Source organism: Brenneria izbisi (genome assembly GCF_025840185.1).
Lineage (GTDB): Bacteria > Pseudomonadota > Gammaproteobacteria > Enterobacterales > Enterobacteriaceae > Brenneria > Brenneria izbisi.
The window spans coordinates 239,529-253,162 of sequence record NZ_JAMPJU010000002.1; the positions used below are offsets into that span (position 1 = coordinate 239,529).

A 13,634-nucleotide genomic window follows, 5' to 3' on the forward strand; every position below is an offset into this window, starting at 1 on the left:
GCAAAAGCGGCATTGCCGTTGCACGCATCGGATGACAACCCGCTTCCCACCGAAGGAGTTGAAACTGTCATTGTCAGGTCGGTCTTCTGGCTTAGCGTCATTCTTCCCCGCGCCTTCCCAATCGTAGCGATCAGTGGTTTTACGGGGTCGTCGGCATTACAGCAGCGGGGGCTGCGGGGGATTCTCACCCCCTTCCCTGTTATCATACAGTATGACAACATGCGGAATTGAGCATCGTTTTCGATGCTCGCATCTCTCCTGACAACACTATCTTGATTAATTCGCTATATGGTTTATCTCTTGGTTTAAAGCTCGCGTGGCATCGGCCCGGCGTTTGTTATAAGAAGTTAGCCATAAATCGTTAAAGCATAATTGTTAATCTGAATCATACTGAATTCTGGCATTGATCTTTTGATGTTATACATAAAATGAAGAGGAAAATCGCAATGCAAAATATACGTGGCTTTGCCGCCCTTGATTCAACAAGCCCGTTGGTTCCACACCAGTTTGTCCGCCGGGACCCACGGGAAAACGATGTGGTTATCGATATCCTCTATTGCGGCGTCTGCCATTCAGACATTCATATGGCGCGAAACGAGTGGAAGAACAGCGTGTATCCGATAGTGCCAGGACATGAAATTATCGGGAAAGTCGTCAGCGCTGGCAACGCGGTCAAGCGTTTTAAAGCGGGCGACTGGGTCGGCGTCGGCTGTATGGTGGATTCCTGTCAACATTGCGATGCTTGCGACGAAGGGCTGGAACAGTACTGTCAGGAAGGACTTACGCCTACCTACGGCGGTTTTGATCGTCATGATAGCCAGCCGACTTTCGGCGGCTACTCGGAGCGCATCGTGGTTTCCGAAAACTTTGTGCTTAGCGTGCCGGAAGCGCTGGACGTGAAAGCCGCCGCGCCGCTGCTGTGCGCCGGCATCACCACTTATTCGCCGCTGAAACACTGGAATGTCGGCCCCGGCGATAATGTCGCCATTGTCGGATTGGGTGGTCTGGGACACATGGGGTTGAAATTTGCCAAAGCGATGGGCGCGAATGTCACTCTGTTTACCCGCTCGCCAGGCAAAGAGCAGGAAGCCCGTCGATTGGGCGCTGAACGTGTGGTTATCTCTACCGATCAGGCGCAAATGGAGGCCGTCGTCAACCACTTTGACATTATTCTTGATACCGTTCCGATGCAACACGACCTTAATCCCTATCTGACTACCTTAAAACGCGATGGCACCCTGATCCTGGTGGGATTGATTGAACCGATCGAACCCACCGTGCATAGCGGTCCGCTGGTTATGGGCCGTAAATCCATCGCCGGTTCGCTGATTGGCGGTATCAAGGAAACCCAGGAAATGCTGGATTTCTGCGCCGAGCATGGCATTAGCTGTGATGTTGAGATGATTAACATGCAGGATATCAACACGGCCTATGAGCGTATGTTGAAAAGCGATGTACACTATCGGTTTGTGATCGATATGGCGTCATTAACCTCCAGCTTTACCGAGTAACAAAAGCCAGCGCCGCGGCGTTGATGGTTGTTTCTTCACGTATGATATGCTGACCCTATCGCAATCAGGGAAATAATCAAAACATCATGAGCGAACATGGCGGCAATGTGCTGGAAATGGCGCTGAAAATCGGGGTGAACGCCGCTGATATCATCGATTTCAGCGCCAACATTAATCCGCTGGGCATGCCGGCATCATTAAAAACGACGCTTATCAACCAACTCGAACGCGCCGAGCATTATCCTGATGTGGAGTACCGTGAACTTCATGCCGCCCTTGCTCAGGTTCATGATTGCTCACCTGACCATATCCTGGCCGGCAACGGGGCGACGGAACTGATCTATGCAGTGGTTCACACGCTGCAACCTCGCCGGGCGCTGCTGTTGACGCCGGGATTCGCGGAATATCGTCGGGCTTTACAGCGTATTGATTGCATCATTGATGATTATGTCATGTCGGCGGAGGACGGTTTCCAACCTGATACCCGACTGCTGGCCGTGCTGGATAAGGTTCACTACGATTGTCTGTTTATCGCCACCCCGAATAATCCCACCGGGCTGATGCCCGATAGCTCGCTGTTGCAGGACATTGTCGAGCGCTGTCATCAGTGTCATACCGCATTGATTGTTGATGAAGCCTTTATCGACTTCCTGCCCGACGCGCCGGGGTTAATCCCACAGATCACCGCCTTTCCCCATCTGTATATCCTGCGCTCTCTGACCAAGTTTTTCGCCATCCCCGGTCTGCGACTCGGTTATCTGGTCAGCGCCAATCGGCATGCCATCCAGACCATGAAACAATCAAGAGAACCCTGGACTATCAACGCGTTTGCTGCGCTGGCCGGGGAAATCATAACGAAGGATTCGGCGTATATCGCGGCGACCCGCCGCTGGCTGACGCAGGCTCAGCCGTGGCTTTATCGGGAACTGAGCGCCATGCCGGAACTGCAAGTATGGCAACCGTGCGCCAACTATATTTTCCTGCGTTGTCTGCGCCCGGAAATCCCGCTTCAACAGGCCTTGTTGCAACATCGCTTGTTGATCCGCGCCTGTGCCAACTATCCCGGTTTGTCAGCCGGTTATTACCGCGTTGCCGTCAAAAGCGCCGCAGATAACCAGCGGCTTATCAGTGCGCTACATCAGGTGTTTGGGCATGGCTGACGCATGTTGTCCCGCCTCCTGCGGCGAATTGATTCAGGGATGGATCCTCGGCGGTGAAAAACTGATTTCCTGCCCGGTGGATTGGTTCAGCTATGTCGCGGTTACAGACGGACGCCCGGGCGATATCGAGCGTCCGGGCATGCGGCGCATGTTGAATCGCGTCATCACCTATCTTGGCCTGCCTGTCGATATCGGGCGCGGCCTGCGTATTGAATTTGACTCCACCATTCCCGTCGCCAAAGGCATGGCCAGCAGCACGGCCGATATCGCCGCCACCGCACAAGCGACCGCACGTCATCTCGGCGTTACGCTGGATGAGAGCACGCTCGCTACGTTGTGTGTTCAACTGGAACCCACTGACAGCACGGTGTTTCGCCAGTTGACGCTGTTCGATCATCAAACTGCGGCGACGCAAATTACCTGCGGCTGGCAGCCCGCGTTGGATATTCTGTTACTGGAAAGCCCGCACACGCTGGCGACAGCGGATTACCATCGGCTTGATCGTCGCTCGTCGTTACTGGGCAATGCCGATGCATTGAACAAGGCCTGGCGTCTGTTCGGTTCAGCGATGGAGAAACAGGATCATGCGCGGCTCGGTGAAGCCTGTACGCTGAGCGCGATAGCCAGCCAACAAACGCTGACTAAACCCGCTTTCAGCGATTTAATGGCCGTGGTTGAGGACAGCGGGATCCATGGTTTGAACGTCGCACACAGCGGCAGCGTGGTGGGCTTGCTACTCGACAGGCATAAACACGATGTGGAAAAACTCATCTGGCGGCTGCAACAGCGTGACGTTCTCCGCCATTATCCCCATCACTATCTGCTGCCGCTGGTGGCTGGCGGCGTGCGATGATATTCGTCACCGCTGAGTTTGATGACAAATGTTCACATCACCGAATGATTCTCTACTATGCAAAGAACGGAGACGGTTTCGTGCGTGATAAATAGCAGCCTCTCTCTATGGCATTCGCGTCACGCACGACTCAGGGCGCTCGCCCGCCATTTTGCAACCGGTTGATATGAATGGTCAGAAACATGATCTCATCCGTAGTCAACTGATACTGATAATGTCTTTCAACATATTCATAAACTTTCATTGCACAAGAAAACGCTTGCGGCATAAGCGCCTTAATCCCCTGATAAATACTGTCATCACCGTGGCTAACCGTTGTCCGGTTCAGCAATCGCAGGGCGAAAAATTTGAGATGCGTAATCAACCGCTGGTAATTCAATGAATTTTCATCAATTTTGATGCGTAAATCATATTTCAGGATGGTCAGAATATCTTTAATGATGCTGGCGCTTTGCATCGTGCTCTGCATATCGCTGTGATTACTGGCATTGGCTAAATGCAACGCAATAAAACCTGCTTCATCTTCCGGCAAATCAATATCAAACCGGGCGCGAATGAATGACAGCGCCTCCAGCCCGACGATAAATTCGCGGTGGTAAAACTGTCGGATATCCCACAGCAAGGCATTTTTTATGGTCTGCCCTTTGTTATGGCGCTGAATGGCAAAATTGATGTGATCGCTTAACGCCAGAAACAGCGTGTCCTGCACGTCCAGCTTCAGTGTTTTTTGCGCCAGCGTAATAATCTGTTGCGTTACCGCAAGACAACCAGGCGGGATCTCAGCCAGCAATTGGGATAAAACTTCAGTCAGACCATCGGTTTTTTTGACAAACTGGCTTTCGATTCTCTCGGCATCAACCGCATCACCACTCTTTTTACCAAAGCCTACGCCTTTGCCGATCGCAACAATCTCCTTATTATCATCAACCAGCAAGACTGCGTTGTTGCTCAATATTTTTTCAATTTTCATCACAGTCAATCCCAGTCAGCGGCGTGGTGCAACCTATCGGGAAATGGGCGAAAAAAAACCTGACACCAACCATATCAACAATAACATGGTTGGTGTCAGGTTTCGCTCAGGTCGCCCTAATCACGTCCGACCGTGACGTTATATCCGCTATCTTAAAGCGACTCAAACGCCGCCGGAGCAATCTGTGATGGATATCACCGATAATCCACTGCCTGATGATAAAAGATACGCCGTTACCGACACTGAATAAATGTCTCTGCTTTCTCAGAGACAAAGGGGATGCGGAACCCGCATTCCCCTTTCAATGAGATCAATGATCCGTCACGCCGTACAACGAGGTGCGACGTTGCAGCATCTGCCCGCCATCACGCGTCAACGGCACCCAACCAACGGAACCGCGCTTCACGGTTGGTTCGGTAAACAGTAAGTCAAACGGCACCGAGATATAGAAGCCTTTGGTAAAGCTGCCCTCCCCGTATTCGCTTGAACTGACATCCGTTTTAGTCGCAAATGCACCGGCGATAATGCCGCTGTCAAAGCGGCGGGACAGATCAAGCGTAACCCCTTTATCCCCAGCCAGATAACGTCCGACGCTCACCTTCGCCAGCGCCCCTTCCACAAACGGCAACTCCCAGTATGCGGTCAGGTGGCCTGTCACGACATCGTAGTCAGTTGTTTTCATGATGTCGTTCCAGTCACGTTGTTTCACGTAATTGACATCCAATCCCAGCGCCCAGCTTTGACCAAACGGTCGATACAAGACTTCGGAACCGACACCGGCATACATCATTTCCAAATAACCGCCGTAGACCTGGGTGTACCAATCACGGGACGGGTTATCCATACGCGTTAGTTGCAGGTTGGTCAGCAGTAAATCAGAAGAAGTGACATATTCCCTGATCCAGGTTCTGACGCGCGGCAACGCGGCGCCGTCGGCAGGCGGCGTTTTATAATTGAACTTATCGTAATTATTGAACAGGTTCAGCGAGGCGGTTGCGCCAATTGACCAGTGATCCGTCAGACGATAATCCACATTCCCTTTCAAAGCCACCTGATACATATAGAAGGATTCAGAACCGCCAATAGATTGGGTCAACGCCGGATCCAATGAATAGGAGAAACGCTTCGGTTCAGTACGCAGTACCTGCTGACCTCGCGCCTCAGACAGCGGCTCCGCGCGATGCGTTTCCGGTTCAGGCTGGCCCAACGGCGTCGCTGATTGCTGCACCTGATGGAACGCTTTGGCATCCACCTGAGTGCTGGCTATCGGCAGGCGTTGGTTGCGCTGCACGATGTGGTATTCACTGACGCCTTCCGGCACATGGTTCGCCAGTACCGTGGCCGCACGCAGCGAGGCTTCGTCGTTATCGCGATATTTATCCTGCTGCGCCACTATCGTCACCTGACGCGGGTCGGCATAAATATCCGCTTCACGATACCCGGCCTTGTCATCCAGTTCTTTTGCCACCTGTTGCCAGTTGGTGCCTTTGCCATCACGCACCGGCGCATACACTGGCGGCGCATCGTCAACATGGGAAGGCTTCAGACTGTCAAAGTTGGTGCGCAGGGTAAAGCCCCACATCAGGGTATTACCACGTTGCCAGGAAAGGGTGGTGTCCAGCACATTGCCTACGCGATACACCATCCCCACATTAAGAGGGGAATCCTGAGTAATTTTCTCTCTACGACCACGATCGGCGGCTTCATTGCTGTAGTCGTTCGCATCATATTCCAATTTCAAACGCAGCGGATCCCACGGCGTTTGGTATTCGATCCCGGCGAACAACGCCGCCGGACCGTGGAAGAAGTTCTTCACTTCAAACTTACCGGTTCCCGTATTATCAGTACGAGTACAGAAGCCGTCAGACAGCGAACAAGCCGGGTTTCTGATATTGCCGCTTTCCGCCATATTTCCCCAGCCCATGCCGAGGGTAAAGTCAAACGGCCCCATGCGCTTGCTGGCCACCAGGTATTCACTGTCAAATAATCCTGTCCCGGCGATATCACGAAATCCGACCGACACATCGGGTAACCAGTAACTTTCCTGCCACAACCGGGCTTTGAGATCGAAGGCTTTGTCTTTATAGGTTTGATCACCACTGAAAGCGGGATCGTTGCTATAGAGACGAGTACGAATATCCGTGTAGCGCACCGTGGTTTCCAGCCAGTCGAACAACTGTAACGATACCGAATAACGGCGATATTCATCGTTATCACGGTAGCTCAGGCTGAACTCGCCGGTTTCCGCCATACGCGCTGTCGGCATTTGTAATAAACCGGTGCCGCCAAAATCGGACTGTGAGACGCCGGCGGGTTGATAACGGGTATTCAGGTTGGTTTCGCTGCTGTTTGGCGTATCAGCGGCCATCGCCTGCGCACTCAAAATGCTGCCGATTGCCAACGACAGACAGCCAAGTTTAAAATTTCTGTTTTTTGTCATCAGAATGGGATCCGGTTAGCAAGATAGTCAGCAAGCTGATCGTTCAGCGCGGCCATGTCACTGGGCAACGTTGACGGATCAAAACCAATAAACAGCGTTTCTCCCGCGGCAGGCTCAATATGTTTACGGTTCCAGAGCGCCAGCGGCACTTTCCGCCATGTACCGTTACCGCCTATCAGATAGCCAACGCTTTTATCCGCCCCCGCCAGCAGTCGTCTACCGGCGATATAACGCTCGATTGACCATCCAGACTGAAGCGCGACGTGTCCTGATGTTTCCAGTTCACCCACATCGGCTGAGGTATTCACTAACCCTATCAGCGAAATATTGGCGGTATGCTGGGGAACATACAGCGCATACTCCCCTACCAGCGGACGATTATTCTTCAGGTAAATCCGCACGAGATCAGGGTCGAGATCGGTGTGAATTCGACCAGCGACATTAATCGGCTCCAGCGTTTTACGCAGCAACCACGCCGATATCGCCAGATCGCCGTCACCAGAATTACGCCAACGCGTTTCCAGTTCCGCCAGTTTTGATCTTAATGCATCGCCCTGCTCATATATTTTTTGCGTAGTGGCGAAATCTGAAATCAATGCCGCTTGCCAGTTTGCATTTTGCGGAAAGACCACCTGCTCATAAAATTTTTCTAGACGCGTACCATCATCCAGCTTTACTACCGCAATAGTCTGCTGCGGATCCTTAACCGTTAACTGAGCGGCGGTCGCCGCCCCGGAAACCAGCAGCAACAAGGTAGCCATACGAGTGAGTGCCAACATGTAAGCCCCTTATTGTACGTATGGTTTTAATACGGTGAACTTCACCAGCGCCATATCCGGCCCCATATATTGATAGCTCTGCACCACCTGTCCATTAGACGGTTCAATCCAGTAGCTATTGGTATAGCTTGCGTTCAATGCCGGAACAGTAACCTGTTCATCAAAACGCACCAATTCACGTGATTTATCCAGAATCGTTAACGTTTCCTTACCACGGGAACGAAATATCGACGTTACCTCATAGCCGCCCCGGAACACCTGCGCCCATTCAAAACGACTTTGCCACGTCATCGGCGTGGTTGATTTCAGCAATCCCAATGCCAGTGGATCCCGGTCAAGATTATTGACATTCGTAATGTCTTCACCAAATCCCTGGGTTTTAACCAAACGACCATGCTGCGTCACGATCATATTTTTATCCGCAGCGATCCATTTCAGTTGTTCCTGCTCGGCGAACGCCAGAACCACAAACGCCTGCGGCGCATCGCCAACTTTCAGATAAGCGGAAGCATAAGGCGTATTTTCAACCTGTCTGGCGGTGACATAAGTATCATCCTGTCCCAGAAAGGCCAGCTTAGCGGTTCTGCTAAAGGCATCCATTTTTTGGGAACAACCGGTCAGGATAATTGAGGCGAGAGGTATGGCAATCAGCACATTCATTTTTGCCATGCGTTTTATTTTGGTCATTGAATGAAATTCCCGCTGAACAGCTTGACCCGGAAAAAGAAAGGCCACCGAAGTGGCCTTGTAATAGAAACAATATTAACCAGCAGTGCTGGTAGTCGTGCTTGTGCTTGTACCAGTGCTGCCATTGTCATCGTCATTGGCAACGGCAACAGCGACACCCGCAGCCACAGCCGCAGCGACACCCACAGTAATCAGACCAGTGGTGCCTGCCGCAGAACCTGCGCCAGCGGCGCCGGCAGCGCCAGCGGTGGTGGTAACTGTCGTGGAGGAACCAGCAGCGGTTTCACTGGAAACACCATCAACAGCAAACGCATTTGACGACATGGCTAATACCGCAGCCAGTGTAATTAACGTTTTCTTCATACGATTTCCTTTTTTGAACATGAAGTACTTCAGCAGGGTGGAGTATCGCCGATTCGACCATACCCCGTCCTTCATTTCGGTCAGACCAGGAACAGGAGAACATCTTTCTACCCTTAGCCGGACCGAGACTGGGGTCCACCCAGTCGTGCATGGCAGTAAAAACCACCTCAAACCAAGAACTGAGACATATGCCCCAGAACAATTTGCGCAACACCGTTAAAAATAGCAAGATTCTGACACAATAGACAATGAAGATATCAGTATAAAAAGAAGTTTACTTAATTATATTTACAAAAATGAGAGAAAAAAAACGATAAAAATCTGAGCGATAACAACATAAAGCGCATTCTCAGCAAAATACCAGATATTTCCTAATCTGATATTTCAGGCTATTAATAAATTTATCATTTATTTTATGCTTGCCAGATTAGCTATTTCCGTCGTCCTTTCCCGTGATTTTTCGCCCCTTCCGCCCTGTTCGAACCTGCGCAGGAACGAATGGGGCGGAAGCGGAGCGGTCTACCTTATTCCAACCACTCGGTGTGGAATACGCCTTCTTTATCAGTGCGTTTATAAGTGTGCGCGCCAAAGTAGTCACGCTGGGCCTGAATCAGGTTAGCGGGCAATACCGCAGAGCGGTAGCTATCATAATATGCAATGGCCGCGGAGAATGTCGGCGTCGGGATGCCTTGCTGAACCGCATAAGACACCACATCACGCAATGCCTGCTGATATTCATCAGCCACTTGCTTGAAGTAAGGCGCCAGCAGCAGATTGGCGATATCAGCCTTCTGCTCATACGCATCGGTAATCTTTTGCAGAAATTGGGCGCGAATGATGCAGCCAGCACGGAAAATGCTGGCAATCTCACCGTAGTTGAGGTCCCAGTTGTTCTCTTCAGATGCCGCTTTCAACTGCGAGAATCCCTGCGCATAAGAGACAATCTTACCCAGATACAACGCGCGACGCACTTTCTCAACGAACTCAGCTTGATCGCCGCTGAACGGCTGCGCGGTTGGGCCGGTCAGCACATTGGACGCCGCAACACGTTGATCTTTCAGGGAGGACAGATAGCGTGCAAAGACAGATTCAGTGATCAACGACAGCGGTTCACCCAAATCCAGAGAACTTTGGCTGGTCCACTTGCCCGTACCTTTATTTGCCGCTTCATCCAGGATCACGTCAACCAGATATTTTCCGTCTTCATCTTTTTTGGTGAAAATATCCGCGGTGATTTCAATCAAATAGCTGCTCAGTTCACCTTTATTCCATTCGGAGAAAGTCGCGGCCAGTTCGTCATTCCCCAGATTCAGCGCCTGCTTCAACAAGGCATAGGCTTCGGCAATTAGCTGCATATCGCCGTATTCAATGCCGTTATGAACCATTTTCACATAATGACCGGCACCATCCGCACCAATATAGGCGACACAGGCTTCGCCTTCGGCGCGAGCAGCGATTTTTTCCAGGATCGGCGCAACCAGTTCGTATGCTTCTTTCTGACCGCCAGGCATGATGGAAGGCCCCTTCAATGCGCCCTCCTCACCGCCGGAAACGCCAGTGCCGATAAAGTTAAAGCCTTCGGCGGACAATTCACGATTACGACGGATGGTATCTTTATAGAAGGTGTTGCCGCCATCGATAAGGATATCGCCCTTATCCAGATACGGTTTCAGAGATTCAATGGTTTTATCGGTCGCTTCTCCGGCTTTAACCATCAACAGAATGCGACGCGGTTTTTCCAGGGATTCAACGAACTCTTCAACGGTGTAACACGGCACCAGTTTTTTACCTGGATTTTCTGCAATCACTTCGTCAGTTTTATCTGAAGAGCGGTTAAAAACGGAAACGGTATAGCCACGGCTTTCGATGTTCAACGCCAGATTGCGCCCCATCACCGCCATACCCACAACGCCAATTTGCTGTTTGGACATTAAAGCAACTCCTGTCTGAAGGATAACCTGCCCGTGGCCGTTGCAAACACAATAAGTTGCAAACCCGCAGGCAATTAAAAACAGGCCCACATGGTAACTCAGCTTACGGCAGGTGAATAGTGATTGGTTTAATAGCCATAATTCGTGATGTCATCTCGCTTTATAGCCACTTTTCTTATCGGGACATTTGCCTTTATTGCGGCGTTCGATAATAAGCGGGAAGCGATGCATTATCCTTGCTACGGTTTTTTCCGTCACGCCAGCTAACAGACTCAAGGATACGTTATGCCTGCTCAGGCATAACGTAGACAGTAACTATCAACCCTGCTTTTTCAGCAGCGCCTTAATGCTTTCCCGGAATTCCGCCCCCAACTCAGGATTGCGCAATCCATAAGAAACAAAAGCCTGCGCATAACCCAACTTACGGCCACAGTTAAAGTTTTTACCCGCCATTTGCACGGCATCAACCTGCTGAGTTGAAATCAAATCAGCAATTACATCCGTAAGCTGGATGCGTCCCCAGGCGCCGGGAACCGCTTTAGCCAGCAGCGGCCAGGCATCCGCCGTCAACACATAGCGGCCAACTGCGGAAAGATCCGAACCGGTGGCCGAAGGCGCTTCAGGTTTTTCAATCATTGAGGTAATCGCAGACGCATCCCCAGCTTTGGTCAACCTGTCCGCAGTTTCTATCACCGAATATTCCGGCAAAACTTCATAAGGCCGGTGTTTAACCAGAACCTGGCTACGCCCGGTTTCTTCAAAACGGGAGATCAGCAACGCCAGATTCTCTTTCGACTGATCGGCAGTGTATTCATCCAGCACCACATCAGGCAGCACCACAACGAACGGCGAATCGCCGATAATAGGTCTGGCGCAAGATACCGCATGCCCTAATCCCAGCGTTTCTCCCTGACGGACGTTCATGATAGTCACACCTTTCGGACAGATGGACTGCACCTCGGCCAGCAACTGACGCTTGGCGCGCTCTTCCAACAGAGATTCAAGTTCAAAGGAAGTGTCGAAATGGTTTTCGATAGCATTTTTGGATGCATGCGTCACCAATACAATCTCGGTAATACCGGCGTTAACACACTCGTTGACGATTTTTTCAATCACCGGGCGATCGACTATCGGTAACATCTCTTTAGGAATCGCTTTGGTCACCGGTAACAAATTCATCCCTAAACCCGCGACAGGGATAACTGCTTTCAATGATGTCATGAATTGACTCTCTTTAATCTGATTGTTTCACCTGGCAGCGTAATCCCTCTACGCCACGCATGACTTTAAGATTACACCTAATCTGAGCCAAACAGATCTCCAGAATCGCCTTTTTCTAAGATATCAGTGATATTCCGGCATGATGCCGACAATAAAAATCAATCATTGGGTGTTCCATCAAACAGAGAAATCACTCCACTGACGGCGCAACAACAGAATGATGAGAATAATCAGTACCACAAAAAAGAGGCTAGCGAGCTTTTTATCGACATCGCCAATGATGTTTTCAATCACCTGACCGCCGAAATAGCCGGACATAACAAATATCAAAGCCCAAAGAACGACGCTAAGAAGATTGAGCGGCACAAAGCGTCTAAGGGAAAGTCGGGCTGCGCCGATCAACGTCGGGCCGATGAGACGAACGCCATACATAAAGCGCACGCCGATAACAAACGGCATCGGATGACGGGCAATCAAACGCTGAGCATAGGCGATGCGTTTTTGCTGGCCCTGTAAACGGAAGATAATCCGTTCGCCATAGCGACGTCCAGCGAAATACAGCACCTAATCGCCCAGTGAACAGCCAACCGCGACCACAGCAATCCCCCACGGCCAATGCAGCAGTCCGTTTTGCGCCGCCCTCCCATCAAGGTGATGGTTACAAAATAGCAGCCAGTAAGCGTATTGCGTGATGTAGTGGGACAGATTGATGCCTTATTTTTCTGTTAACGTAAGGGTGAGTAGAGGCTTGTTTGATTTTTTCCTGTCACATCAGACAATTCTTGTGCCATCAGATATACTGTTGCTCTTATAACACCGCGGTTGATTAGACATTTTATAGGTATGATGATGAAAGGGATCGTATTAGCGGGAGGAACAGGCACACGCCTGTACCCCATTACTCGCGGAATTTCCAAACAGTTACTGCCAATCTATGATAAACCGATGGTTTATTACCCTATTTCTGTATTAATGCTTGCTGGTATCCGCGAAATCTTAATCATCACCACGCCAGAAGACATGCCTTCCTTCCAGCGTTTACTGGGCGACGGTAGTCGTTTCGGCATTCAATTAAGCTACGCAATCCAGCCCAAGCCAGAGGGACTTGCTCAGGCATTTCTTATTGGCGAAGAGTTTATTGATGGCGATCGTTGTGTATTAGTTCTTGGTGACAACATCTATTTTGGACAAAGCTTCGGTAAAAAACTGGAAGCCGCGGTCGCTCAGAATAAAGGGGCTACTATCTTCGGTTATCAGGTCACTGATGCGAAACGATTCGGTGTCGTTGAATTTGATGAAAATTTTAAGGCGTTATCCATAGAAGAAAAACCGGAAAAACCAAAATCAAACTGGGCTGTAACCGGACTCTATTTCTATGATAAAAATGTGGTCGATATGGCACGTCAGGTAAAACCCTCTCACCGTGGTGAACTGGAAATTACTACCCTTAATCAAATGTATCTTGAACAAGGCTTACTAAACGTTGAGTTACTGGGGCGCGGATTTGCCTGGTTAGATACTGGTACTCATGACAGCCTGATTGAAGCATCCCAATTTATTCATACCATAGAGAAACGTCAGGGGCTGAAGGTTGCCTGCATTGAGGAAATCGCTTATCGCAAAGGTTGGGTTACCCGCGAACAGGTTGCTGAAGAAGCCAGATTGTTGGGTAAAACTCCTTACGGACAATATTTAATACGACTAATCGCAGAAAGTTAA

The 13,634-nt window shown here is 50.4% G+C and carries 12 protein-coding genes and 1 riboswitch; of the genes, 4 read left to right on the forward strand and 8 right to left on the reverse strand.

Annotation, left to right across the window (positions count from 1 at the left end; translation table 11 throughout):
- Positions 1 to 59 precede the first annotated feature (59 nt).
- Positions 60 to 235: riboswitch (cobalamin riboswitch) on the reverse strand.
- 211 nt (positions 236 to 446) lie between these two features.
- The 3 genes from NC856_RS03790 to NC856_RS03800 all read left to right on the forward strand — a co-directional run bounded on the left by NC856_RS03790 (position 447) and on the right by NC856_RS03800 (position 3,524).
- Positions 447 to 1,511, forward strand: a complete 1,065-nt coding sequence (locus NC856_RS03790; protein WP_264089105.1) for an NAD(P)-dependent alcohol dehydrogenase — start codon at positions 447 to 449, stop codon at positions 1,509 to 1,511.
- Positions 1,512 to 1,597: 86 nt separating this feature from the next.
- Positions 1,598 to 2,671, forward strand: a complete 1,074-nt coding sequence (gene cobD / locus NC856_RS03795; RefSeq protein WP_264089106.1) for a threonine-phosphate decarboxylase CobD — start codon at positions 1,598 to 1,600, stop codon at positions 2,669 to 2,671.
- Positions 2,664 to 3,524 (forward strand): GHMP family kinase ATP-binding protein, encoded by an 861-nt coding sequence (locus NC856_RS03800; protein WP_264089107.1) that lies wholly within the window; start codon positions 2,664 to 2,666, stop codon positions 3,522 to 3,524. The genes cobD and NC856_RS03800 overlap by 8 nt, the downstream gene beginning before the upstream one ends.
- Before the next feature lie 130 nt (positions 3,525 to 3,654).
- Here the strand turns inward: NC856_RS03800 and licT are convergent, their stop codons facing one another.
- The 8 genes from licT to NC856_RS03840 form a co-directional block, all read right to left on the reverse strand.
- On the reverse strand, positions 3,655 to 4,494 hold the full coding sequence (gene licT, locus NC856_RS03805) for a BglG family transcription antiterminator LicT (protein ID WP_264089108.1): 840 nt from the start codon (positions 4,492 to 4,494) through the stop codon (positions 3,655 to 3,657).
- A gap of 310 nt (positions 4,495 to 4,804) precedes the next feature.
- Positions 4,805 to 6,934 (reverse strand): YjbH domain-containing protein, encoded by a 2,130-nt coding sequence (locus NC856_RS03810; protein ID WP_264089109.1) that lies wholly within the window; start codon positions 6,932 to 6,934, stop codon positions 4,805 to 4,807.
- The gene (locus NC856_RS03815) at positions 6,934 to 7,713 is read right to left on the reverse strand and encodes a capsule biosynthesis GfcC family protein (protein WP_264089110.1); all 780 of its coding nucleotides are present in this window, start codon (positions 7,711 to 7,713) and stop codon (positions 6,934 to 6,936) included. Before NC856_RS03815 ends, NC856_RS03810 begins: the two co-directional genes overlap by 1 nt.
- 9 nt (positions 7,714 to 7,722) lie before the next feature.
- A complete protein-coding gene (locus NC856_RS03820) occupies positions 7,723 to 8,400 on the reverse strand; it encodes a YjbF family lipoprotein (RefSeq protein WP_264089111.1) in 678 nt (225 codons plus the stop codon).
- Positions 8,401 to 8,475: 75 nt separating this feature from the next.
- Entirely contained in the window at positions 8,476 to 8,763 is a 288-nt protein-coding gene (locus NC856_RS03825; protein WP_264089112.1) for a hypothetical protein, read from the reverse strand.
- A 524-nt stretch (positions 8,764 to 9,287) separates the two neighbouring features.
- On the reverse strand, positions 9,288 to 10,694 hold the full coding sequence (gene gndA, locus NC856_RS03830; protein WP_264089113.1) for an NADP-dependent phosphogluconate dehydrogenase: 1,407 nt from the start codon (positions 10,692 to 10,694) through the stop codon (positions 9,288 to 9,290).
- A gap of 318 nt (positions 10,695 to 11,012) precedes the next feature.
- The gene (locus tag NC856_RS03835; protein ID WP_264089114.1) at positions 11,013 to 11,915 is read right to left on the reverse strand and encodes a sugar phosphate nucleotidyltransferase; all 903 of its coding nucleotides are present in this window, start codon (positions 11,913 to 11,915) and stop codon (positions 11,013 to 11,015) included.
- A 177-nt stretch (positions 11,916 to 12,092) separates the two neighbouring features.
- Complete coding sequence (locus tag NC856_RS03840) at positions 12,093 to 12,479, reverse strand: DedA family protein (RefSeq protein ID WP_264089115.1); 387 nt, start codon at positions 12,477 to 12,479, stop codon at positions 12,093 to 12,095.
- Between the two features lie 285 nt (positions 12,480 to 12,764).
- On the opposite strand from NC856_RS03840, the gene rfbA reads away from it, so the two are divergent.
- Positions 12,765 to 13,634: a glucose-1-phosphate thymidylyltransferase RfbA gene (gene rfbA / locus NC856_RS03845; RefSeq protein WP_264089116.1), complete on the forward strand. Its 870-nt coding sequence runs from the start codon at positions 12,765 to 12,767 to the stop codon at positions 13,632 to 13,634.